At 34.1% G+C, this 24,144-nt stretch carries 15 protein-coding genes; 4 read left to right on the plus strand and 11 right to left on the minus strand.

Annotation, left to right across the window (positions count from 1 at the left end):
- Positions 1-11: 11 nt before the first annotated feature.
- Complete coding sequence (locus OQ292_RS03255; RefSeq protein ID WP_284684614.1) at positions 12-2,966, minus strand: tetratricopeptide repeat protein; 2,955 nt, start codon at positions 2,964-2,966, stop codon at positions 12-14.
- A 552-nt stretch (positions 2,967-3,518) separates the two neighbouring features.
- Between OQ292_RS03255 and OQ292_RS03260 the strand changes: the two genes are divergently transcribed.
- On the plus strand, positions 3,519-4,574 hold the full coding sequence (locus OQ292_RS03260) for a LacI family DNA-binding transcriptional regulator (protein WP_284684615.1): 1,056 nt from the start codon (positions 3,519-3,521) through the stop codon (positions 4,572-4,574).
- 1 nt (position 4,575) lies between these two features.
- On the opposite strand, the gene OQ292_RS03265 is transcribed toward OQ292_RS03260, so the two are convergent.
- Together OQ292_RS03265 and lptB are read right to left on the minus strand one after the other, a co-directional pair.
- Positions 4,576-6,108 carry a GH3 auxin-responsive promoter family protein gene (locus OQ292_RS03265; protein ID WP_284684616.1) on the minus strand — a complete coding sequence of 511 codons (1,533 nt, stop codon included), beginning with the start codon at positions 6,106-6,108 and terminating at the stop codon, positions 4,576-4,578.
- Positions 6,109-6,263: 155 nt separating this feature from the next.
- The gene (gene lptB, locus OQ292_RS03270; RefSeq protein WP_284684617.1) at positions 6,264-7,004 is read right to left on the minus strand and encodes an LPS export ABC transporter ATP-binding protein; all 741 of its coding nucleotides are present in this window, start codon (positions 7,002-7,004) and stop codon (positions 6,264-6,266) included.
- An 878-nt stretch (positions 7,005-7,882) separates the two neighbouring features.
- On the opposite strand from lptB, the gene OQ292_RS03275 reads away from it, so the two are divergent.
- The 3 genes from OQ292_RS03275 to OQ292_RS03285 all read left to right on the plus strand — a co-directional run bounded on the left by OQ292_RS03275 (position 7,883) and on the right by OQ292_RS03285 (position 10,731).
- Positions 7,883-8,482, plus strand: coding sequence for a hypothetical protein (locus OQ292_RS03275; RefSeq protein ID WP_284684618.1), 600 nt, complete (start codon positions 7,883-7,885; stop codon positions 8,480-8,482).
- A gap of 221 nt (positions 8,483-8,703) precedes the next feature.
- Positions 8,704-10,143 carry an asparagine--tRNA ligase gene (gene asnS / locus OQ292_RS03280; RefSeq protein WP_284684619.1) on the plus strand — a complete coding sequence of 480 codons (1,440 nt, stop codon included), beginning with the start codon at positions 8,704-8,706 and terminating at the stop codon, positions 10,141-10,143.
- Between the two features lie 126 nt (positions 10,144-10,269).
- Entirely contained in the window at positions 10,270-10,731 is a 462-nt protein-coding gene (locus OQ292_RS03285) for a hypothetical protein (RefSeq protein ID WP_284684620.1), read from the plus strand.
- A gap of 91 nt (positions 10,732-10,822) precedes the next feature.
- Here OQ292_RS03285 and ilvC read toward each other — a convergent pair whose 3' ends face one another.
- The 8 genes from ilvC to ade form a co-directional block, all read right to left on the minus strand.
- Positions 10,823-11,869, minus strand: a complete 1,047-nt coding sequence (ilvC, locus tag OQ292_RS03290; RefSeq protein WP_284684621.1) for a ketol-acid reductoisomerase — start codon at positions 11,867-11,869, stop codon at positions 10,823-10,825.
- Between the two features lie 90 nt (positions 11,870-11,959).
- A complete protein-coding gene (ilvN, locus tag OQ292_RS03295) occupies positions 11,960-12,517 on the minus strand; it encodes an acetolactate synthase small subunit (protein ID WP_284684622.1) in 558 nt (185 codons plus the stop codon).
- A 51-nt stretch (positions 12,518-12,568) separates the two neighbouring features.
- Positions 12,569-14,290, minus strand: coding sequence for a biosynthetic-type acetolactate synthase large subunit (ilvB, locus tag OQ292_RS03300; protein WP_284685978.1), 1,722 nt, complete (start codon positions 14,288-14,290; stop codon positions 12,569-12,571).
- Positions 14,291-14,381: 91 nt separating this feature from the next.
- Positions 14,382-16,061, minus strand: coding sequence for a dihydroxy-acid dehydratase (gene ilvD, locus OQ292_RS03305; RefSeq protein ID WP_284684623.1), 1,680 nt, complete (start codon positions 16,059-16,061; stop codon positions 14,382-14,384).
- A gap of 30 nt (positions 16,062-16,091) precedes the next feature.
- The gene (locus tag OQ292_RS03310; protein ID WP_284684624.1) at positions 16,092-16,982 is read right to left on the minus strand and encodes a branched-chain amino acid transaminase; all 891 of its coding nucleotides are present in this window, start codon (positions 16,980-16,982) and stop codon (positions 16,092-16,094) included.
- A gap of 335 nt (positions 16,983-17,317) precedes the next feature.
- Positions 17,318-20,245 (minus strand): tetratricopeptide repeat protein, encoded by a 2,928-nt coding sequence (locus OQ292_RS03315; RefSeq protein WP_284684625.1) that lies wholly within the window; start codon positions 20,243-20,245, stop codon positions 17,318-17,320.
- Between the two features lie 892 nt (positions 20,246-21,137).
- Positions 21,138-22,139: an NAD(P)H-dependent glycerol-3-phosphate dehydrogenase gene (locus tag OQ292_RS03320; protein WP_284684626.1), complete on the minus strand. Its 1,002-nt coding sequence runs from the start codon at positions 22,137-22,139 to the stop codon at positions 21,138-21,140.
- A 34-nt stretch (positions 22,140-22,173) separates the two neighbouring features.
- Positions 22,174-23,799: an adenine deaminase gene (gene ade, locus OQ292_RS03325; protein WP_284684627.1), complete on the minus strand. Its 1,626-nt coding sequence runs from the start codon at positions 23,797-23,799 to the stop codon at positions 22,174-22,176.
- Positions 23,800-24,144 lie beyond the last annotated feature (345 nt).

Genomic DNA, 24,144 nt, shown 5'->3' on the forward strand with positions numbered 1-24,144 from the left:
TAAATCAGTATTTAGTCTATTTCTGCAAGTCTATTTGCAGCTCTTTCTTTAACCCCCGGATCGTTACTGTACTCTACAATAGATTCCAGTGTGGCTTTTGCTTGAAAATTATTATCCAAACTGACATAGTTTTCAGCAATAATCAAGAAGGCTTCGTAAACCCACTCAGTATAAGTTTCATATTTATTCTTCACTTCAATCATGGCTTGCGTACTTCCTTCGAAGTTTCCTTTCTTTCTTAATGCAAGCCCTATGTTATACTGAGCTTCAGCAGCATATTTATCTTGAGCTAAAGAAATGGTTTTTTCAAACTGAGAGATTGCAGCATCAGACTCGTTTTTAGCAAGTAGCACTTTGCCTTTGTAAAGCTCTGCAATGTTAATGCTACCTGTAATGTTTTCGTTGATGATCTGATCTGCATAATAACCCGTTGCCTCAAGATCATTTATTTCGAAATAAGATTTAGTAAGACCAATTAAAGCATCTTTAATGTATCTTTTCTTACTGGCAATCTGTTGAAGTTCACCATATTTTTCAGCAGCTACTGAATAATTTCCACGCTGGTATTCTAAATCGGCTACGTTTCTAACTGACCTTTCTTTATAGTCACCCTGTACCTGATTGTAGCTTTTAACAGCATTTTCCAAATCGCTCAACATTTCGTAAGAAAAACCTAATTTGTAATAGGCTTCATATGTATAAGCTGTTGTTGGAGTTGTCTGAATAAACTGAGTAAGCGATTGAGTTGCCTGTTGGTAGTTTTCATCAATAAATGGTTTTTGAGCACTTTCAAACTGAGATTTCAGTACCACTTCACTACCAGCATAAACCGTAGAGAATTTATTTACATATTCTTGCAAATCGTAAATAGGAAACCCTCCAGTATTAATCTCTTGCAAAGACTGTATTGCTGTTTCTGCTAAAGATTTATTTGACATAAACTCATCAAGTATTCTTTTATAATCGGCTACTGCTGTTTGCTGATTGCCATTTGTACTCGCTGCCAAGGCTCTTTTTGCCAAAGCGTAAGGAACAACCTGACTTTGTGGATATTCATTAATTAAAGAAGTATAATGTTGATTTGCCTCATCTCTTCTTCCATTTTCAAAGTAAATCTCTGCTTTATTAAACAAAGCCTTGTCTCTATATGGAGAAGTTGTGTATTGATTTATTACAGCATCGAAATTTGCTACAGCATCATTTAACTTATTCAAAAACCTTGAAACCTGACCTTTTTGGAAGTAAACATAGTCTGGCTCAATAGTGCTATTTTGCAAAGCTGCATCGTAATATTCCATTGCCTGCTGGTAACTCTTCATTATGTAGTAGCAGTCTGCCAATCTTACTAAAGCATCTACCTGCTTAGTAGGCGAAGATTTAGCCGTTGCATTTTGGATATATTGCAAGAAATAACGTGATGCACTATTGTAATTTTTATTGTTGTAATAAGCGTAACCAATACCATACGTAGTTTCTGAAAAAACCGGGTCTGCCGGAGAAACCTTTCCATAATACATAATGGCAGAATCGTATTTGTTACCAACAGAATATGCTTCTCCTAACCAGTAATTTGCAGAATTGGTAATGGTTGGATTTACCTTATAGGCTAAAGCATTTTTTAACGATGCTACAGCTGTTCTGTAATTGGCATCATTAAATTCTTGAACGGCTTTATTAAAAGCAATTTCCTGATATGCTTCTTGCAATCTACTATTTTTGTTTTGCACCTTCTCTAAATAAGAAAGTGCCCGATCGTAATTCCCAGTATTAAGAAAAGCTTCACTGGCTAGTGAGTAAACTTCTTGAGCATGAGTACCATTAGCAAATTGAGACAAATAGTCTTCTCCACCACGAATAGCTTCTGTAAACTGCCCCATATCGTAAGATACTTTCACATAATAATAGGCAGCCTGCTCTTGCACTACTGGTGAGAAATTCATTTTTCTGCAACGATCAAATGTTAGAATGGCTGGTTCTTTTTTATCAGCAGCAATATAGGCTAAACCCAAATGGAAAGCTCCAGCTTGACCAAGCGTATCTTCTCCATTTGCTGCAACAGAAAGAAAATCAATCGCATCTTCTGGCTTACCACTTTTTAACTTGGTGTAACCAATTCTATAGTTTGTACCTCTATCTTCTGGATTAGGCACTTCACTCAAATACTCTTCAAAATAAGTAGCTGCATTATTATAATCTGTTCTAATAAAGTAGCATTCACCTGCTAATAAGGTAAGCCCAGGAGGAGGATCGTTTGTAACCGAGTTGGCCAATTCTAAAACCTCATTATAGCGTTGCTGTCTGTAGTAAATTGCAGCTATTAACTCTAAAGATTTATCTCTATAATTAATATCTTCTCTCGACTTGTGTAAGTAGCTAAGAGCTTCTTCGTTGTCACCTTCTGTGTACGAAATAAACCCTGAATAATAGCTGGCAGCAGGTGCATATTGATGCATGCTGTTACTTACTAATGCCAAATAGTTTTTGGCCCTATCGTACCTTTCTAGAACAAAGAAAGTGTAACCCAACTTAAAAGCTATTTCAGCATCGCTATCGTCACGAACACTCTCGAGGTTAGTATGCATAAAGTTTTTTAAGGCTTCTTCATACTTACCTTGGTCAAAGTAATAGCTCCCAAGATAATAGTAAGCTCGTTGAGCTTTTGGATGTGTTGGGTAATTGGCTATAAAGTTTCTGATGTTTACTTCAAAGTCAGACTGTTCGAGTTCGAGCGCGCAAATTCCTTCGTAGAATGCAGATTGAATATAATATTCTTCTGAAGGATCGCCCGAAACATCCATGTATTCTCTGAATTTTACCTGAGCTGCCCTGTATTGATCTTTGTCGAACAATTCAAAAGCATCCCTGTAAATTCTATTATCTGCTACATCAGCCTGTGTATTCTGAGAAAATAAATTGCTTGTTACAGAAACTGTTAAAATTAAAAAAATGAATATGTGCTTCAGCATAAATACTTCTGGAGTAAATTGATTGTTTTAGGACTAATTTGGTCAGTTTATACAGTAAAATTTCAAATTAAAATAATAAATAAGACGGGTCGGAAAAAAAATCTATATCATTTCTAAAAATTCAATTTAACCCTATATAACATTATTCCGCGATAAACGGCTTGGTAGTCAAAAAAGTTATAAATCTTATTATTTATACTTTAAAAATATCCAAAAAATTAAACCGGACAAATATAATTTATTTCATGGGTAATGCAGAAGAGTTTAGCACTTCTATAAAAAAATCCACACAATTTTATTGCCATTAGATATTTTTTCAGGATAAAAACAGTATTTTAATGGATGAGTAAATGACCAGCCCAGAATTTACAACAACAATCATTTTTTAAACAAAATAAAAAAAGGAATTTTATTAGTTGCATCTTTCGTTTAACCAGCTTAAGAGGGATTAGTTATAATTTTGTCAAAATTCCCATTCTACTTCCTCTAACAAAAATACCATATATTGATTACTAAAGTAAATATGTAAATTATTAACCAGATAAAAATTAAATGAAAGCGAGACAAATTACGCTTGCCGATTTAGCAAAAGAGTTAAACGTGAGCTCTGCTACTGTGTCCAGAGCACTTAAAGACCACCCTGACATTAGTCTCGAAACTCGACAAAAAGTTAAAGACCTAGCTCAAAAATTAAATTATAGACCAAATACAATTGCTCAAGGCCTTCGAAAGCAGGAATCTAAAATATTGGGAGTAATTATTCCAGAAATTGTTCATCATTTCTTTTCTTCTGTAATTAGTGGAATAATGGAAACCGCAAACACGGCTGGTTACCGAGTGATGATTTGCCAGTCTATGGAAATGTATTCTAAAGAAGTTGAAGATGTTGAAGCACTGTTTTCTAGCAGAGTAGACGGCATTTTAATTTCTTTGGCAAATGAAACATCTAACTTCGATCATCTCAGAAAAATTAAGAATTATGGCTTACCTGTCGTCTCTTTTGACAAGGTATGCTATGAAATAAAAGACCATTCTATGGTAATTATAGACGATTTTGAAGGAGCATATAATATAATTGAACATTTAATTAATGCTGGATATGATAAAATTGCTCATTTTCACGGCCCTTTAAATCCAATTACAAGTCAAAATAGATTAAATGCTTACCTCAAGGCATTAAAAGACCATAACATTCCTAAAAATGAAGATTATATTATTGGATGTGATAAAGTGACTCAGCAGGAAGGTTATGAATTTACAAAGCAGTTGATAAATATGCCCAATAGACCAAATGCCATTTTTGCTGTAACAGATTTGGTAGCCATAGGTGCAATGGTCGCAATAAAAGAAGCTGGATTAAGAATACCCGAAGATATTGCTGTAGTTGGCTTTAGTAATTGGGCAATGGCTTCTGTGGTTGAACCGGCTCTTACTACAGTTGCGCAACCCGGATTTGAAATGGGTAAAATAGCCACCTCTTTACTCATAGATGAGATAAAATACCTGCACAGTGATTCTGAACAGGCATATAAATATCAAACTAAGATTTTAAAAACTAAGCTTATGATTAGAGAATCTACAGTAAAAACCTCAGTACTAGCTTCTTAATTTAAGGCGTAGGAGTTCTTGATTCACTGAGCATTAAAAGTATATCTTCTACATATTCTCTATTATTAGATAAGCGGGGCACTTTATGTTGCCCCCCTAATTTTCCTCTACGCTTCATCCAATCGTAGAAGGTATTTTTAGGAAGTTCTATAATCTCTAGCATAACCAATGCTAAATTGTGAGCTCTTTTAGCATCGTAATCAGAATTGATCTTACGGAGAGTTTCGTCTAAAGTATTTCTGAATAATTCTTTATTTTCTGGTAGTTTCTCAAATTCTATTAGCCACTGATGACCACCTTTTTTACCTGTTTCGAGATAAACGGGAGCTACTGTAAAGTTAACTACCTCTGCTCCTGAAACTTTACAAGCTTGAGTTAACGCTTCTTCTGCATTCTCAACAATTACCTCTTCGCCAAAAGCATTTATAAAATGTTTGGTTCTTCCAGAGATTTTAAATCTGTAAGGAGTAGTTGAGGTAAATCGAATTGTATCACCAATTTTATAGCGCCAGAGACCTCCATTTGTAGATATTACAATAGCATAGTTTTCGCCAATTTTTACATCTGCTAACCCAATAGTTTTAGGATATTCTTTGTCGAACTCGCTACTTGGAATAAACTCGTAGAATACGCCATAATCTAGCATAAGCAACATTTCATTGGGCTTGTTTGTATCTTGCATCCCAAAAAATCCCTCAGAGGCATTATAAATCTCCAGGTAATTCATGTCGCTCTTAGGAATCAGCTTTTTAAATGTTTCTCGGTATGGATCAAACGCTACAGCACCGTGCGAAAACAACTCTATGTTTGGCCAAACCTCAGCAATATTATCTTTACCTGTTATTTCTAAAATTCTTTCTAAGAGTACGATTGTCCAGGTAGGTACGCCAGAAATATTTGTTATATCTTCATCGGTTGTTAACCGAGCCATTTTTTCGATTTTCTCTTCCCAGTTATCCATCAAGGCAACATCGATACCTGGAGCTCGCATATACTCTGCCCAAATCGGTAGGTTTTTCATGATGATGGCAGAAACATCACCATAATACATTTTGGCGTTTAGCTCATTTTTTTGGTAAGTACCTCCTATAGCAATAGTTTTTCCTCCAAAAAGCTTTGTTTCAGGATTTTTGTTTACATATAATGATACAAGATCTTTGCCTCCCTTAAAGTGGCATTCTTCAAGCGACTCGTCTGTAACCGGAATAAATTTGCTTCGTGCATTTGTAGTTCCAGAAGATTTTGCAAACCACTTTACTTTGGTTGGCCAAAGTAACCGCTGCTCTCCATGCATCATTCGCTCAATATATGGAAAAAACTGTTCGTAACTAGATACAGGAACACGCTCTCTAAACTGATCGAAATTACTTATATCTGAATAACCATATTTTTTTCCCCACTCAGTATGTCGTGCCATTCCAATTAGGTAATCAAAAATATTTCCCTGTACTTCATGTGGATTATCCATAAATTCTTGGATCTGGGTAATCCGCTTGCTCATTATCCAGTTAAAAAAAGAGTTCAGTATTTCCATGTGACGTTTACTTTTGCTAGTCGCTGATACCTGTCTGTTTTCAGCTTAAATTCTGCACCTTTCTTAAATGCTATATTTAGTCTATTAATATAATAATATTATTTATCAGAATACTTACACGAGATAAAAATACTACCAGTAACAGTATCTTCTATTTAATCTTCAAATATCTTTCTTTTAAACTCATATTTCTCACCTAAATATGCTGATCTTACTATTGGATCGGCAACGAGTTCTTCTGGCACTCCTTCTCTCAAAATACTTCCTTGCGATAAAATATAAGCTCTTGATGTAATTGAGAGTGTTTCTGTTACATTATGGTCAGTTATAAGAATACCTATGTTTTTGTTTATTAGTTTAAATACAATTCTTTGTATCTCTTCTACCGCAATTGGGTCAACACCAGCAAAAGGCTCATCGAGTAATACAAAGTTTGGGTCTGTTGCCAATGCTCTTGCAATCTCTGTTCTTCTCCTCTCACCACCAGATAATACCATACCTAGGTTTTTTCTCACATGAGTTAAGCTGAACTCTTCGAGCAAAGACTCCATTTTTTCATATTGATCTTTTTTAGAGAGTTTTGTCATTTGTAATGGAGCAAGAATATTCTCTTCTACACTTAAAGTTCTAAAAACTGAAGGTTCCTGAGCCAAATAACCTACACCCAATTTTGCTCGCTGGTACATTGGCAATTTAGTGATATCCTCCTTCTCTAAATGAATTTTACCTTGATTTGGCTTAATTAAGCCCACAATCATGTAAAATGTAGTAGTTTTTCCAGCTCCGTTTGGTCCGAGTAAACCAACTATTTCTCCCTGACTCACTTCTACTGAAACATCATTTACAACTTTTCTCCCTTTATACATTTTGATCAGATGATCCGCTTGAAGTTTCATGCTCCTTTTTTTTCAAATTTTAGATATTGAAAAACCAACATCTGTTTAGTTATATAAATTTATAGCTCAAATACTCTCATTTTATATCTATTAATTATTTACATAAATATAAAATCAAATACATTGATTTTGTTTAAAACTAAAATTATATCAGTCATTTTAGCACAATGCTAAAACAACCTAGAACCTTCTACAGGTGTTTTAATAGTCCCAAAATTAATATAAAAAACAACAGCGAGAAGCTAATATTAACAGCACAGTTAAAGCCAAAATACTTAAATTTGATATATACCTGAAAATCAATCACTTATAGCCATATTAAAAAAAGTTAAATATAACTTCCTTCTAATTTAGACAATTGAATAATAGCTGTTAAACACCCTGCAGGCACGAAAAACAGCGACAATTCTTAATTATGAAATAATAGATAATTTGGTACAAAGAGTTTATTCCCTCTATTTCTTATTGTATCTAAGTAAATGTGTATTTAAGAAATGTTCGATTTAATACTCAATTTCAAACAATTGTTAAAATAAACCGTTTACCTTAAATATATTACATACGTATTTTGCGTTTTATATTATAATATCCTTACTTTAACAAAGTATTCCTACAAACTTTTTTAAGCCATCTAAATCTTAAAATTTCTCAATTTTTTAAGGGTCAATTGTGTCTTAACGCAAGGTTGATCTAAAAAAAATAATAATTTCTAAAGAATTGGTTCTATAATTGAACCAAGCTATTACCTATCCTACAAAAGACCAGATAATCCATCGCAAAGCTAATTTATATTCAATCAGTAGAATGGCTGAGATATGGTAAGAATAAGTCTTTTTCTAATATTACTTCAATTTCCTTTTTTCAATAGTGATATCACTATGAAAAAAGCCGAGTATAATAATATTGTTGATTTTAATGTAGTTAAAAAATCTTTTAACAAGAACTACAAAAATTATCAACTAAATATTACCTACCCTGAAATAAGAACATCTCAAAACGAAACGCATTACGATTGGAGCATGCAAGTGCAAGATGTAATGGTTTCTGCAATTTCAGAATTTCAAAAAAACATTAATAAAATCTCAGATAAAAACAGCTTTAGCTATTTAAATCTGGATTATAGCATATGTAATAGTTATGGTAATGTAATGGGTATTCGCTTTATGAAAAGAGTTTATTACCCGGGAATGTCTAAAGTGACAGAACTATACCGAACAATTAATTACAATGTTGAGACACAAGAATTTATACAATTACAAGACTTATTTAGTGAAGATGTAAATGCTAGAGAATTACTAATCGACATAATAAATAGTAAATACTCCAATTGTAAGCTTAACAAAAACACCAAACTGGGTAGCTTTTGCATTGAACAAAATAATTTACTAATTATTCTTGACGAGTATACACTACCTGATGAGTTTTGTGCTACAGAAGTTAAAATATATTGGGAAGAGTTAAGACCTTACCTCAAATAAATGCTCATTAAAACTGTAAGTCACCATTTTATAATCTAAGTTTTTTTAACTTAATATGCAGTTTTTTTGATTAAATATTAAAATACATTTCCTTTGCTATAGAAATTTATTCCCCTCGAAAACTACTTCGAGGGTTTTATTTTTTTGCATTAAAATGCGGTTAGTATTGACCAGACATTTTCTGAATAATTGAATTTGAACATTCAGCAAACATTTTACACATGAAAAGAATCAAGATTAAAAAACTGCTTGAAGGAAACGAAAAAGGCAAACAAGTTAAAGTATCTGGATGGGTACGCACGATGAGAGATAATAAAAATGTGGCTTTTATTGCATTGAATGACGGTTCAACTATCAATAATATTCAGATTGTAACAACTCCAGAAGTTGCCGATGAAGAACTTCTTAAAGATATAAATACAGGTGCTTGTATCTCTGCAACAGGTACTTTAGTAGAATCTCAAGGTAAAGGACAAGCCTTTGAGGTTCAGGCTGATAGTGTTTCAATTTTAGGAAAAGCAGATCCTCAAAAATATCCATTACAGCCAAAAAAACACTCAATGGAGTTTTTGAGAAGTATTGCTCACCTAAGACCAAGAACCAATACCATTAGTGCTGTTTTGAGAATTAGACATGCATTATCTTTTGCGATCCATAAATTCTTTAACGACAAAGGATTTTACTACCTGCATACTCCTATTATTACTGGGTCTGATGCTGAAGGTGCTGGTGAAATGTTTAGAGTGACAACTTTAGATATGAACAACCCACCAAAAGATGAAGATGGCAAAATAAACTACAAAGAAGATTTCTTTGGAAAAGAAACAAATCTTACTGTTTCTGGCCAGTTAGAAGGTGAAGTTGGCGCTATGGCATTAGGTGAAGTTTATACATTTGGTCCTACATTTAGAGCAGAAAACTCTAACACCACACGTCACCTTGCAGAGTTCTGGATGGTAGAGCCTGAAATGGCTTTCTATGACTTGAGTGACAACATGGATTTGGCTGAAGAATTTGTGAAATACCTTATTAGCTACACTTTGGAGCATTGTGCTGATGATATGGTATTTTTAGACAAAAGAGCTACTGATGCTGATAAAAGCAAGCCTCAAAACGAGCGTAGAGAAATGGGCTTACTTGACAGTATGAAATTTGTTGCAGAAAACAATTTCGAAAGACTAACTTATACAGAGGCAATTGATATTTTACTTCAATCTAAACCGCATAAAAAGAAGAAGTTTAAATATCCTGTTGAGTGGGGAATAGATTTGCAGTCTGAGCATGAGCGCTACTTAGTAGAAAAGCACTTTAAAACGCCTGTGATACTGATAGACTACCCAAAAGACATCAAGGCATTTTATATGAAGCTCAACGATGATAACAAAACTGTAGGTGCTATGGATGTACTTGTTCCTGGTATTGGAGAGTTAATTGGTGGTTCTCAAAGAGAAGATAACCTCGATAAACTCTTAGGCAGAATGCAAGAAATGAATGTACCTGAAGAAGAACTTTGGTGGTATTTAGAACTAAGAAAATTCGGTTCTGCTCCTCACAGTGGCTTCGGTTTAGGTTTTGAAAGAATGGTACAATTCGTTACTGGTATGGGTAACATTCGTGACGTAATTCCATTCCCAAGAACACCGCAAAGTGCCGAATTCTAATTGAGTATATAAATAAGTAATTTATATATCCCTACTGAATTAATCAGTAGGGATTTTTTTATATTCTCTCACAACCTTTTTCGTTTTTTACTCGTCATTATCTTACATCAACATCTTAATAATATTTTGAAAACAAAAGCATTGATCTGGCTTTACGGAGCTGTTCTTATTTTTATCTCACTCTTTACTTTTTGGGGATTTTCTTCGGAAATGGGAGTAGAAAAAGCGGGTAAAATTTTAGGAGAGCAAATGAACAGCAAAATGTCTGAAAGTCCAGGTGAAGAAGTTCATTTAAGTGAAATTGCTCAATTTAATTGGGATACAGTATATATAGCGCATCCTTACTCTAATCTAGATAAAATAGAGAAAGAGCTGGATATTAATTTAAACGAGGTGCAATTTACCCAAATCGATCAACGAGACGATGTTTGTCTCTTGCTTTTTATTGATGATAAAAAATTGATAAAACCGATTTTGGTGCCAAGACATATATTCGATTTTTCTAAAGAAAAATCAGGAATTATTACACGAGATAAGGCCATCTTTTTTAAGAAAAGCACTCGTGCTCAATTAGTGGAAAATAATTAAGAATGCCATAATAACAATAATCTATCTATCAAAAAAAACCCGCTTGCGCGGGTTTTTTTATTCAAGTAAGTATCTATTCAAGAATTTAGAATCAACCGTTTTCTGGTCTTAATTTTCTAACTTCTCTACCTGCTTGCCACATTTCAGACTCGTGAATTTCTTTTAATTCTTCTTCTAGTTTTTCACGGTAATCTGGTTGGCTGTTAGAATCAATAGATTTTTGAGCCTCTTCTCCAGTAGCAACACTTTTGTAAAGATCTTCGAATACTGGTTTAACAGCATCTTTAAATTTGTCTTTCCAATCTAAAGCACCACGCTGAGCAGTAGTAGAACAGTTTGCATACATCCAGTCCATACCGTTTTCTGCAACTAATGGCATTAAACTTTGAGTAAGCTCTTCAACAGTTTCGTTGAATGCTTCAGAGGGAGAGTGTCCGTTGCTTCTTAATACTTCGTATTGAGCAGCAAAAATACCTTGGATAGCTCCCATTAAAGTACCTCTTTCACCAGTAAGGTCACTGTATACTTCTTTTTGGAAAGTAGTTGGGAATAAGTATCCTGATCCAACTGCAATACCTAAAGAGATAACTTTTTCTTCTGCTTTACCAGTAGCATCTTGGAAGATTGCATAACTAGAGTTAAGTCCTCTACCTTCTAAGAACATTCTTCTTAAAGAAGTACCAGACCCTTTAGGAGCAACAAGAATTACGTCAACATCCGCTGGAGGAATAATTCCTGTACGATCTTTATAAGTAATACCAAATCCGTGAGAGAAGTAAAGTGCTTTACCCGGAGTAAGGTGTTTCTTAACTGTTGGCCAAAGAGCAATCTGAGCTGCATCAGAAAGCAAGTAACAAATAATTGTACCTCTCTCTAAAGCTTCTTCAATCTCGAAAAGAGTTTCTCCTGGTACGAAACCATCAGCAACTGCTTTATCCCATGATTTAGAAGGCTTTCTTTGCCCTACGATTACATTTATACCATTATCTTTTTGGTTTAAAGCTTGTCCAGGACCCTGAACGCCATAACCAATAACTGCAATGGTTTCATCTTTCAACACTTCTTGTGCTTTACTAAGTGGGAACTCTTCACGTGTTACCACATTCTCTTCTACACCCCCGAAGTTTATCTTAGCCATAAAAATTTAAAATTGATGTTTCTGAAAATAATTAGTTGTTTAAAATTTGATTTCGGTTATCTGTTTTAACAGATTTATATTTTCCGTAAATTAATTGTCAAGTGAATAAGCCAAATCTTCTAATTCTTGAAGATAAGACATTACTTTTCGCATTGGTTTTGGAATAGCAACCCTACCAGATCTCACAAAGCCAAGTACACCAAACGGTTTAAGCGCTTCAAACAATTCTTGAGTCTCATGCTCATGGCCTGTTTTTTCAATCACTACAAACTCTTCTTCAACTGTAAGAATTCTCGCATAGTGGTTTCTAATGATATGTTCAATAGTTTCACCACCAAAAAGTGCTTTTGTAGGTATTTTATAAAGTGCTATTTCCTGAAAAATAACTTGTTCTTCTTCGTAGTAGAAAGCCTTAAGCACACCAATTTGCTTTTCTATTTGCTTAACAACCTTTGCTACCTGAGAAGCAGTGGTTTTAATAACCACTGTAAATCTATAAATATCTTTTAACTCTGACTCAGAAGTCGTTAAGCTCAGAATATTCATTTTTCTTCTGGTAAAAATAATCGTTATTCTATTTACCAGCCCAATCTTATTTTCGGTAAAAAGTGAAAGGGTAAATCTTTTTTCTTCTTCCTTGATTTCCATAATACACAAAATAATACTTTTCAAAAAATACTAAAAGCAAAGACTTAAATCCTACTCCAAACGGATATCTGTTACAGATGCTCCTGTTGGAACCATAGGGAATACATTGTTTTCTTTTTCCACGATCACTTCTAGTAAATAAGATTCTTCTGAAGCAAGCATATTCTTAAGACTAGTTTCTAAATCTTCTCGCTTATTTACTTGCTCTCCTTTTATACCAAAACTCTTAGCAAGCATAATAAAATCGGGGCTTTCAATGTCTACAAATGAATAGCGTCTATCGAAAAATAATTGCTGCCACTGGCGAACCATTCCCAAGTAGCTATTATTAAGAATAATAATTTTAACAGGAACTTTCTCTTGCATAATAGTTCCTAGCTCTTGTAAAGTCATTTGGAAACCACCATCACCAATAATTGCAACAACATCGCGATCTGGCTTAGCAACTTTAGCTCCGATAGCAGCAGGCAATGCAAAACCCATTGTACCAAGACCACCAGAAGTAACATTGCTGTCTGTTTCTAAATAATTATAATATCTAGATACTACCATTTGGTGTTGGCCAACATCACTAACAGTAATTGCTTTACCTTCGGTTAATTCTGAAAGTTTATTAACCACTTCGGCCATCTTTAACTTCTCAGTAGATGGAGCCAAATCTTTCTCAATTACTTTTCTTTTTTCTTCTGCATCACAAGCTGCAAACTCTGCTAACCACTCAGGATAAGACTTTTCTTTTACCCTTTCTATCAAAGATTTAAGCGCATCTTTAGCATCGCCTAGTAAAGCTACTTCTGTTTTCACATTTTTATCAATCTCAGAAGGATCAATTTCTACATGAATTACTTTTGCTTGCTTAGCATATCTGTTTAAATCGCCAGTTACACGGTCGTCAAACCTCATTCCTATAGCGATTAAAACATCACACTCATTGGTTTTAATATTCGGTCCATAATTTCCGTGCATGCCTACATAACCCACGTATTGATCGTGGTCATTAGGAAAAGCAGAAAGTCCTAAAAGTGTACTGGCAACTGGAATACCCGTTTTTTCGGCAAAAGCTTTTAATTCTTCTTGAGCTTGAGATATTAAAATACCATGACCAATAATCATGTATGGCCTTACAGCATTATTAATTATCTCAGCAGCTTCATCAAGCTTTGCTTCATCAAGTTTTCTATATGGATGGTAACTTCTTACTTTTTCACATTTCTGATATTCGAAGTCCATCAATTCATTCTGAGCATTTTTAGTAATATCAATTACTACTGGTCCAGGTCTTCCACTTTTAGCAATATAAAATGCTTTAGCAATGGCTTCAGGAATTTCATCTGCAGATGTTACCTGATAGTTCCACTTTGTTACAGGCATAGAAATACCTACTACATCAGTTTCTTGAAAAGCATCTGTACCCAATAACTCTTTAGTAACCTGACCGGTAATACATACCATTGGGGTTGAGTCTATCATAGCATCTGCAATACCGGTAATCAGGTTGGTTGCACCCGGACCTGAAGTAGCAAAACAAACTCCGACTTTATTAGTTACCCTTGCATACCCTTGTGCTGCGTGAGTTGCACCTTGCTCATGTCTGACCAGTAGGTGTCTCACTTGATCCATATAGTGATAAAGTGCATCATAAGTTGGCATGATTGCTCCTCCCGGGTAGCCAAAAATTGTGTCCACACCCTCAGCAATCAAAGATAGAATGACTGCCTCCGCTCCGCTGATATTTTTCTTGCTAATCAGAGTCTTCCCTGAAGGCTGATACATCGTGGTGGTGTTCAATAAAGTTGTCATCTCTGGTTTTGTTTTATCCATGATATTGCCATTAAGGCTATAAATAGGGGTTTTAGAAAAATTTTTACTCGTCAGTTACGCAACCTTCAGAAGCTGAAGATACTGACTTAATATATTTATATAAGATTCCTTTTTTTACTTTGTAATCAGGAGCTGTCCAGTTTGCCTTTCTAGCTGCCAATTCTTCGTCAGAAAGCTCGACCTTCAATGTATTAGCTACTGCATCGATGGTAATAATGTCATCATCTTTAATTAAAGCAATGTTACCACCTTCTTGTGCTTCTGGAGTTACGTGACCAATCACAAAACCGTGCGATCCTCCAGAAAATCTTCCATCAGTAATTAATGCAACAGACTTACCTAATCCTGCTCCCATTATCGCTGAAGTAATTTTCAACATTTCTGACATTCCCGGTCCGCCTTTAGGTCCAGAGAAGCGAATAACTACTACATCGCCTTCTTTTACTTTGCCAGCTTCTATACCTTTTATTGTCTCAAACTCATTATTAAAAACTCTTGCAGGTCCAGAAAAAAGCTCGCCTTCTTTACCAGTAATTTTGGCAACAGCTCCACCTGTAGCTAAGTTTCCATAAAGGATTCTTAAGTGCCCAGTTGGTTTTATAGGATTGCTTAGTGGTCTTACTACATCTTGACCTTCTTCTAATCCTGGTAAATCTTTTAGGTTTTCTGCAATAGTTTTACCTGTTACAGTTAAGCAATCACCGTTTAGTATACCTTCTTCCAACATCATTTTCATTACTGCTGGAATTCCACCTACTTGGTGAATATCTTCCATTAGGTATTTACCACTAGGTTTCATATCTCCCAATAGAGGTGTTTTATCGCTAATTCTTTGGAAGTCATCAATAGAAAGTGGAATATCAAATGCTTTTGCAATCGCGATTAAATGAAGTACTGCATTGGTTGAACCACCAAGTACGGTAATTAATTTAATAGCATTTTCAAATGACTCTCTAGTAACAATATCTCTCGGCTTAATATCATTTGCTAATAGATTATAAAAAGCTTTACCTGCTTCTACACATTCTGCTTTTTTCTGCGGACTTACAGCCGGATTAGAAGAACTATAAGGCAAACTCAAGCCTAATACTTCAATTGCTGACGCCATTGTATTAGCAGTATACATACCACCACAAGCACCTGCACCCGGACAAGCATTTTTAATTACACCTTTATAATCTTCGTCAGATATATCGCCTTTAAACCTCTCTCCTAATGCTTCAAAGGCAGAAACAATGTTAAGTTTTTTGTCTTTCCAGCATCCTGCCGCAATGGTTCCACCATAAATCATTATTGATGGTCTGTTAATTCTACCCATTGCCATTACAGCACCCGGCATATTTTTATCGCAACCTACAACTGCTGCTAGACCATCATAAAACTGTGCTCCTACTACTGTTTCGATTGAATCAGCAATAATATCACGAGAAGGAAGAGAATACATCATTCCGGTAGTTCCGTTAGAAATACCATCACTGACCCCAATAGTATTGAAAATTAGGCCGACCAGCCCTGCTTCAACTACACCTTTTTTGACGTCTACCGCCAAATCGTTTAGGTGCATGTTACAAGTATTGCCCTCGTAGCCAGTACTGACTATACCCACTTGCGCTTTTTTGAGGTCTTCTTCAGTTAAACCCACTCCGTACAGCATAGCTTGTGAAGCTGGTTGCTGAGGATCTTGAGTTATCGTTTTGCTGTGTTTGTTAAGCTCTCCCTTCATTGGTTTCTTCTGATGAAGTTGATTTTAGATTTATATAATAGAATAAGAGTCGTATTCACCATGAGTTACAATCTGCTTGTACTTCGTAAAGAGTTGATAACCCATTGTATCTTCCCATTTCTTTTTAAATGCTTGATGATTGAAAGACTTAATTCCTGCTACTTCAGTTGCTGTTCCAGTAAAGAAAGCACCATCTGCTGCTTCTAACTCTTGTACTGTAAACAGCCTTTCTACCACTTCAAAATCAAGTTCTTTCGCAAGCTGTTTTATTGTTTTTCTTGTAATACCTGGCAATATGTGGCCTTCTGGTGGAGTAAATAACACGCCATCTTTTTCCATAAAGAAGTTATCTCCTGGGCTTTGTGCTATAAACCCTCCTGAATCGAGTAGTAAAGCTTCGTCAAAACCTTTAAGTTTAGCTTCTTGAGTTGCCAGTATCGAATTGATATAGTTACCTGTAATTTTAGCATCTACATAAGATGCTTTTGGGTTAGGTCGCTGAAAAGAAGAAAGCATTACATCCAACTGATCATTTAACTGGTATCGTGGCCACTTCCATGCTGAGATAAAAATGTTTACTTCGTTGGTTTTTGTTAACCTCATATTAGGTCCCAAATAAACCAATGGTCTTATGTAAGCATTATCCAGCTTATTATCTTCCAGTAATCTATAAGTGATATTTACAAGTTCTTCTGCAGTGTAGGGTACTTTTATATGAATTCTGGCTGATGATTTAATCAATCTTTCATAATGCTCTCTAATTTTGAAAGCTTGTGTACCTGCTACTGTTTCGTAAGCTCTTATACCGTCAAAAACTCCACTTCCATAGTGCAGGGTTTGCGAGAATAGATCTGTTTTAGCCTCAGTAGCTTTTACAAAATTCCCATTATGAAATACTATTGTTTTCTTGGTATAATACATAATCAATTCAATTTTTTAATAATAAAAAAACCTTTCTCTGGCATAGAGAAAGGTTTAATTAAAATATATGCATAGTAGACCTTTCTCCTAACATTTTGCCAGGACGACCACGACTAGAATAATGAGGCCGATAAATGATGAAGAAAAGTTCATATCTGTCATTGTAAATTTTGATTACTTAATCAAAGTAAGTTACTCATCTAATATTATCCAAAAAAACAACCTATATAATTATTTTTAATTTACGGTTTCCAAAACCAAAACATATTAGAATAGCCTCTATATTACAGAAATAGCTAATATTTCCATTTTTAAAATTACTATTGCTACAGAAGCTATTTTCCTTCTAAGATGTTCATATACTTCATAGCATTGGCCTCATCCCCTATTTCCTTGTAGGCGTAAACCAGATTTTGATAAACATCGCGTTGGTTAGGGTTCATTTCCAATGCTCGGTGCATGTTTCTAATTGCCAGTTGAAATCGATTGTTTTTAATTTGTGGATTATCTAATCCTTGCTGTAATAAGGCGATTGACGCTTCCACAAATATTCTTGGATTTCTACCATTGTCATACTTTGCAGCTTCTTCAAAATTTTCTAGAGCCAGATTGTATTTCTTTAAAGCCATGTAAGATCGACCTCTATTTAAATAACCGCTTGAGTTATTAACCTTTAATTCTATCGATTTGTTAAATAGTCTTATAGCAGCTTCAAAATCTTTTTTTCTGTTATAGGCTATTCCGGCTAATGTGTAGGCTACAAAATCATCTGGGTTGAGTTGAATTACTTTACTTAAAGTTTTAATTGCATCATCATTGATATTTAAATCAATTTGCAACATACCTTTTATTCTCTGGCCTTCAACATTCTGAGGATCAAATGCTACCGCCTTTTCAGCAATTGCCAATGCTTCTTGTCTTTTGCCAGCATTTCTCAGGGCAAAAGCTTCTGCTATATAATCATGCTCTCGCTTTACAATAGCCAAAAGAGGTACTGTATCAGCCTTAATCATATGAATAGTACCTTTTGGTGGAAAACTAGCCTCTATGAGTGCTTGAGGCATTCCTCTGGTGCCAAAGAAAGCATAATCCCATTTTTCTTTATATTTTTCATTCTCGCGTGTCCACAAGATCTGCACTCTCTCCGGATATTTATTAGCGTAATACTGAGCTGAATTAATTTCGAAATTGGCTGCGACTCTCGTTTTTTCTTCTTCACTTAAATTGCCATTTTCTATGAGCCATTCAGTAGCTTGTTTCATAGAATTACACCAATATTCCGTTTCGTAGTTTTTGTAAGCTCCATTTATTCCTCCTACAAACTCATTGAAATACACATATTCGTTCGGATGATTTTTAACCATCCAATAAGCAGGTTTTATAAATAATACCACTACCAGTGCAGTTGCTGCCACAGGTACCCACTTTTGATTGAGGTTGAGTAAATAATTCCAACCAGTTGCAGCCAACACTATCATTGGTACATATACAAACATTAAGTGTCTCCAACCACTATAAAGTGTTGAGTTTTGAATGATGGTATAAATAATAGGAAAAAAGAAACCGAAAAACATCATAAGTAAAATGCCTTTCTGAGATATTTCTTTTTTAAAAAGAGTTGGCAAAAGAGACAGAACGAAACCCGCTAAAACAAATACTGGAACACTTATACCAATCCACTTAAAGGTATAATACCAAGGAGGCGAATCCATATTTATTCTCTCACCCTCAAAAAGCTCATAAGTGATTAGAAACCTAAAGTTTGTAAACTCTGTAAGTGAGATAATTGGGTTTTCAAATGGTTTTTCGTAGCCAAATGGCCAAAACCAGATACCTAAAAAGTAACTAAAGAATAAAATTACTGCAAGATACAACACATATTTTGGCAAATGACCAGTAGCCTGTTTCCAAGACTTTGCAATACCTTCGTATAACCAGTAAGCTCCGCTAAATACACCAAAAAGCCCGATTACTATAAGGCCCCCGATCTTAACACTAATCATAAATGCCATACTCAAGGTAAGCCATAATAATGTTGCAGGTGATGGAGATGGAAGTTGCTTAAAGAAGCGAATCATGTAAAGAAAACTGGCTGCATAACCTAAAAGAAAAGGAATATCTTTAGGGTTATTCATACTATGCCCGAAATACCTAGGAGACAAAATCATGAATAAGGCAGCAAAAAGCCCTATTCTCCATGAGCCTAATTCTTTACCTATTCGGGCAGTAAACATAATCGCCAAAACACCCATTAAAGCATTTAATAGATGACGTGTTTCATAAATGCCAAAAGGAGATATTTTTTCTAATAATGCAGCCATTACATCAAAAGAAGCGCTATAATGCATTGTTGCATTTCGGGCATGTTTGGTCATGTCAAACACTTCTTTATTCTCTCCCCCCGAACTGTAATACTTTAAAATATCATCAGCATATTCTACCAAAACTGGCTCATCCCAAGTTATTCCATAATCGAAGCTGAGTAAAGGAATGATTATAAATGCCAAAAATAGAATGAGATGATAAGCAAGATTATATATACCATGATTCCCATCCTTAAGACCAGACACACCAGATTTACCTTGCTTAATTTGTTTTATTGGTAATAAAAATTTTTCAAAAAAAAGCTTTTTAAAGTAGGCTAATTTTATTGAAACTATATTTGAGAATTTGATATCAGTTTGAGTATCTGACAATAATACTTCTACTGCTTCTGGATGACTACTTTTTAATTGAGAAATGTAATTGTAAGCTCCTGAAGGATAATTGTATAGATCAAATGCACTCAGTGCTTTACTATTTATAATAGTATATGGTATTGCAGCTCCTTTTAAGTTTAAACCATATAAAAAGTTTACAATCACCAAAAGCAACTTCTGCAAAAAGCCAGTTGGCAACTTCTCTACAAAGTATAATGCATCGGACTTTTGCTTGTGATGATGATACCATTTATTTATATGGTCAAACTGATCTTTATTAAACTCAGAATTGATTAACAAGCAATCCATATCACCTTGCTCTTTGCAAATTGCTTTAACTTCATCAATTGCAATTTCAGGGTTTTCTGAAACTGAATGTACATTTTCAGAATACTCAGCAGCCTCGCCTAAAACGAATACCTTTAATCCAGACTTACTAGCACTAGTATAAAAGTCTTGATTGAGCAATTCCTGACCATTTTTAACGATTAAAGCCAGACTTCCCACTTTTTTAGGAACTTGTATTGATTCTGCTCTTTTCGCTTTTTTTAACTTTTTTGCCATAAACATCAACCTTATGATACCAAAGCTAATAATTGTTAATGTAAAACCTAAAATTCTTGATTTGTCACTATTAAAAAACAACCATTAACAAGTACAACAACCAGATATTTTGCTTAAAAATAAAAAGTTAACTGAAGTGTGAATTAAGATGGGAAATTAAATATCAGATAAATTAAACCAGAGCAAAAAAATTCTTGAACATTCTGAAGAAATTTCAGCTAGCAACTAAGTACTTATAACATAAGTAATTGTTATCAAACAATGCTTTTCATATAATTTTAAATAGTTAAAATTATAATTTAGTCACATGTAAATACTTGAGTAATAAAATTCTTTAAATATAAACCACATAAAATTACTAAACCGTGATTAACAAAATATATAATTACAAATTCATTAAAAAACAAATCATTAATTCAAATATTATATTTAAATCAAAATATAATACTAAAACAAAAACTGTAATTATTATAAAACTATTTTAATCTTATGTAACATATTTAATTAAAAATTTAAAAATATAGTTATATGCAGCCGAAAGCATAATTACCTTATTAAATATTACAAGCCTGATTTTCAGCATTTTTAATTTATAATCTGATTTTTATTAACATAGTACAATAGTTGAATTACCGCAACTATAATTTTTTCAACTATTTGCATTTTTTTGCAAGACCTTAAAATTAAAAACACTAATAGGAAATTATCTACATGTTTACTTTTTAAATTCTTGTTGCATTTATTTTAAAAAAAGCCAGTTTGATTAACTGGCTTTTTTATCGAATAAACAACTATTAATTACAAATGCACGTTAACAATTAATGACAATGAAAGCAAAACTTTTAGCAATAAAGAGAATAATTTAAAAAAACCGGTTTTATAACCGGTTTTTTTATTTTAAGTGGTTTTGTAGAATTCTGAATTCCAGAAATGGTGAGATTTTATCGTAGAGCACATTATATACTGAATTTATGATGGGCAAATCCAGTTCTAACTTTTTGTTTATTTCATATATACATTTTACTGCATAATAACCTTCGGCAATCATTTCCATTTCTAGCTGAGCAGTTTTTACAGAATAACCTCGCCCAATCATATTACCAAAAGTTCTGTTTCTACTAAATTGAGAATAAGTAGTTACTAATAAATCACCTAAATAAGCAGAAGCACTTAATTGACGCTCCATCGCATTTATTTTTTCAACAAACTTTTCAATCTCCTGCAAAGCATTCGAAACCAAAACTGCTTGAAAGTTATCACCATAGTTTAAACCATGCGCAATTCCACAAGCGATGGCTATTATATTTTTTATTACAGCACTATACTCAACACCATATAAGTCTTTTATTGCATGTACTTTAATAAAATGGCAATCTAAAACCTCACATAAGTTTTCTGCAAATTCAATGTTTTCTGAGGCTATTGTGAGATAAGATTGCTTTTCCATTGCTACTTCTTCGGCATGGCATGGGCCAGCAATTACCGCAGTATCAGAAGAAGGTGTGCCATAATATTCTTCCATAAAATCAGAAATCAACAGATTCTCATCTGGTATCATCCCTTTAATTGCTGAGATTACTTTTTTACCTTTAAATAATTGTGGGTCAACTCCTTTTAAAGCATCTTTTACAAAAGCGGCTGGCACTACTAAGATCAGCCAATCAGAATTTTTGATTACCTCTTCTATATTAGATACTGGCGTTACCTTATTTAGATGTATTTCTACTGCACTCAAATAAGCTGGATTATGCTTGTACGAAATAATGTGTTTTACATCATCTTCTCTACGCACCCACCAGTTTACTTTATTATCATTTGAAGTGAGAATTTTAATTAATGCTGTGGCCCAGCTACCACTACCAAGTACACCTATTACAGGCTTCTTTTTTTCCATAAATTCCACAGTTTATTTTTATTATGTTATTTAGTTAAGCATCAACTGAAGTAAAAGAAAATTTATCGCCATCAAAAAGACCTTTGTCAGAAAGTTTTAAAGAAGGAATTACCAATAAAGCCATAAAAGACAAACTCATAAAAGGAGCCCGTAAAGTACTCCCTAGTTTTTTAGCAAAAGCATCAATTTCTGCATACTTTTTTGCTACAGTATGCCCTTCTTCTAAACTCATTAACCCAGCAACTGGCAATGGTAACACATTATCAGCCTCTCCATTACAAGCCGAAACACCCCCTTTACAATCTATCACCAAGTTAATCGCCTTCGTTATAGCTTCGTCACTCACACCTACTGCAACAATATTATGCGAATCATGCGCAACACTCGAAGCTATCGCTCCTTCTTTTAATCCAAAGTTTTTAATAAATGCAATCGCTGGTTTTGCCTCATTGTATCTGTTTACTACTACAATTTTAAGAATATCATTTTCTAAATCAGATACATACTTGCCATTTTCAACTTTTGCTTTAATAAGCTCCTTACCAGTTACAAGCTCACCGTCTTTTGGAACAATTACTTTTATCTTTTCAGCAGTAGCAGCTAATTGTAAAGATTCTGGTTGAATCGGGTTAATATTGAAATAATTAACTGCTTTCTCAGATACTGATGGAATAAAAGACTTTCCATTTTCTGCAACCAATTCACCATCAATATAAGTTTGCAGTACTTTAAAATCTTTTAAATCTTCTACCAATATAAAATCTGCTGCATCTCCTTGTTGTAGCAATCCAACCTTTAAACCATAATGCTTTACCGGATTGATACATGCCATCTGTAAAACCTTAAACACATCATGTCCCTTTTCCACTGCTCGTTTTACTAATAGGTTAATGTGTCCAATTTCCAACTCATCTGGATGTTTATCATCTGAACAAAACATCAATTCGCTGTAATGCTCATCGATTAATGGATGCAATGCCTCAAAATTTCTAGCTGCACTCCCCTCTCTTATAATAACCTTCATCCCATGTTTTAGTTTATGGGCTGCTTCTGCTTCTGTAAAGCACTCATGATCTGTAGAGATTCCAGCATTGATATATTTAATAGCATCTTCTCCCGAAAGTCCCGGTGCATGACCATCAACAGGTTTTCCAAGTTCTTTTGCTATTTCTATTTTTCTTAGGACTTCAGCATCTTCAAAGAGCACTCCTGGCCAGTTCATCATTTCTGCTAAATATCCTACTTCTTCTTTTTCAAGTAATATTTTTATCTCATCAGAGTCAATTTTTGCTCCTGCAGTTTCAAAATTGGTTGCAGGCACACACGAGGGTGCTCCAAAATTATAATGAAATGGTACTCTTTTCCCATTTTCTATCATGTACAACACACCATCAACTCCCAAAACATTAGCAATTTCATGAGGGTCAGAAACTGTCCCAATTGTGCCATGAGGTACAGCCATACGGGCAAATTCAGAGGGAATGAGCATTGAACTTTCAATATGGATGTGTGCGTCAACAAAGCCCGGCATCAGATATGGCAATGTTTCTTCATTTGAAATTTCTGTAATTTCCTCGATTTTATTACCTGAGACAGTTAGTGATACAGGATAAATTTTATGATTTACAATATCAACTAAATTTGCTTTTATACTTTTCAAATCCTTAAATTTTATTTCTAACAATTAAATCCTTAAAACAATGAAAAAGACAAACTTTACTCTAAAAACTTTCCTTTTCGGCCTTTTTGGTTTGTTCGGATAGTTGATTGCTCCTGAAATTATTACCAGTTTAAAATATTATTATCGCAAAGTGCAGCCAAACAGATAATTCTTTATGGTTTGCACTTTTCGTTTTTTTAAATTGTTTTGGCATTTAATTCGCCTAAAGATATTTTTTATAACCTGAAATAAGAATTCAGAAATTTTTTTCGATATGCAAAAAGTCTTTCGTTTTACCGCACTATTATTAGTTTTATTAATCAGTTTTTCTTCATGTTCAAGTAA

It is taken from the genome of Chondrinema litorale, assembly GCF_026250525.1.
Classification (GTDB): Bacteria; Bacteroidota; Bacteroidia; order Cytophagales; family Flammeovirgaceae; genus Chondrinema; species Chondrinema litorale.